At 46.0% G+C, this 417-nt stretch carries 1 protein-coding gene; it reads right to left on the reverse strand.

Annotation, left to right across the window (positions count from 1 at the left end):
• Window positions 1–417, reverse strand: a 417-nt coding sequence (locus tag ACHABW_RS26000; protein ID WP_435759937.1) for a tRNA-dihydrouridine synthase, incomplete at both ends; no start/stop codon positions are given.

The raw sequence follows: 417 nt of genomic DNA on the forward strand, positions 1-417 counted from the left end.
TACAGCCGTGTAACCAAGCCTAGTCTTCACACTGACGGGCAGTCCTCCTGCTTTTGCTGCTTGTATTAAATCTGCTGCAACCTCTGGACGACGGATAAGACCGCACCCCTTCCCATTTGCTGCCACATTGTGTACTGGACATCCCATATTGATATCCACACCGCGAAAACCTTCTTCTGCCATCCCAATACTCATTTGTCGAAAATATTCGGGTTTATCCCCCCATATATGGGCCACAAGTGGTTGTTCATCTTCCGTAAAAGCTAAACGCCCACGAACACTTTGGTGCCCCTTTGGATGACAATAACTTTCTGTGTTTGTAAACTCCGTAAAAAATACATCCGGTCTAGCTGCTTCACTCACTACGTGGCGGAAAACAACATCCGTCACATCTTCCATTGGTGCCAATATAAAAAA

It is taken from the genome of Salipaludibacillus sp. CF4.18 (assembly GCF_051262595.1).
GTDB classification, from domain to species: domain Bacteria; phylum Bacillota; class Bacilli; order Bacillales; family Salisediminibacteriaceae; genus Salipaludibacillus; species Salipaludibacillus neizhouensis.